2 protein-coding genes are annotated in these 1,378 nt (G+C 32.0%); one reads left to right on the top strand and one right to left on the bottom strand.

Annotated elements, in window-relative coordinates; translation table 11 throughout:
• Positions 1–136: 136 nt before the first annotated feature.
• A complete protein-coding gene (locus tag FD26_RS10720) occupies positions 137–694 on the top strand; it encodes a hypothetical protein (RefSeq protein WP_057868406.1) in 558 nt (185 codons plus the stop codon).
• A gap of 31 nt (positions 695–725) precedes the next feature.
• Here the strand turns inward: FD26_RS10720 and FD26_RS10715 are convergent, their stop codons facing one another.
• Positions 726–956, bottom strand: coding sequence for a hypothetical protein (locus FD26_RS10715; protein WP_057868405.1), 231 nt, complete (start codon positions 954–956; stop codon positions 726–728).
• Between the last annotated feature and the right edge of the window lie 422 nt (positions 957–1,378).

Here is a 1,378-nt window from a genome sequence, read left to right as displayed (position 1 = left end):
CATTTACACAAGATATTTTACGCTCTCAATTTACATTATTGCATTACTATTTGGCTTATATATAGCATTATTTTAGTTAAAACATGTTATTCAACATTTTAATGATTAATATATACATGATATGGGGGATATCAAAATGAAAAAATTATTAACTTCTGCACTACTAATTGCTACTACCCTTTCTCTAGCAGCATGTTCAAATAATAAAACAGCTAGTTCTTCAGCTGAAAAGAAAGATAAAACTACTGCCTTTGCCAAAAAGAAAGTAACAAAGAAGAAGACTCCTTCAGGTAAGAAGAAATCCTCTAAGAAATATGATCAAAAAAATACTGATGAAACTAATCAGCAAGCAACTGACCAGAATAATACCGATCAACAGACTCAAGGCCAGACTTCAGGTACAAATATTAATAATCAACAGAATCAGCAACAGCAAGCTCAGAATGGTCAAAATACACAGCAACAATCTAGTGGTATTTCTTATGATGAGAATACTTTGACTGGATTTCTTAACAAGTATGGTGTCTCACCTGTCCTATATAAGACACAGCACGGAATGTCTACTATTCAAGCATTGGAAAGTACGCCTGATGATATGAAAACATTTGGTGAACAACAGTTACAAACAGGTATTGAAAAAGGATATTCCGATGAAAATGGTAACTACATTGGACCGGACTATTCCGGACAATAATTTTGGGTATATAGTCAGCCATGGCTTATTGCTACGACTGACTATATATAGGACTATTCAGAGCTTCATTTAGTTCATATTTCAACTTATCAATATCGGAATATTTAACTTCTGCTTCATTACGGGCCTGCTTTAAACTCTTGGATTTATTTTTAGCTACCAATAAAGTGGCCCATAAGTTAATAGCTTGCCAGTATGTTAAAGAATCAATAAAGGAGCCGGTAGCATCTACGTCCACGACATTATTATTTTTTTTAAACATATTTTGCCTCCTAGAACTACACGTATTATTGGAGCTTGGTTAACTTGTATCGCAGTAGTTACAGCTTTTCACGACCTTTCCAACTGGATCAGTAAAAGCCTAACATACGAGATTTTTGAGCTCTCCCTAATATTACTATTAGTATCTCTATTCATCAATTCTTGTGTTGATAGATATAAATCTAATGTCAATATTGAAAAAAAAGAAAACAAAATAAAAAAATTAGTAATTGAAAATAAACGATTAAAAGAAAATAAAGATGGATTAATTGAACAAGTTGATAAAGACAAAGTTGAAATATTGAAATTTCAGTTTCTATTTCAACAACAACAGGATTTCAATAAATTAATGATCTCCTATATTCCTCCAGAGTCATTATCCGAATTAGAATCTCGGAGAGCGTAAAATATCTTGTGTAAATG

It is taken from the genome of Companilactobacillus crustorum JCM 15951, assembly GCF_001434585.1.
GTDB classification, from domain to species: Bacteria; Bacillota; Bacilli; order Lactobacillales; family Lactobacillaceae; genus Companilactobacillus; species Companilactobacillus crustorum.
Note: the sequence above shows the minus strand (reverse complement) of the source record. Positions and strands in the feature narration are given on the sequence as shown.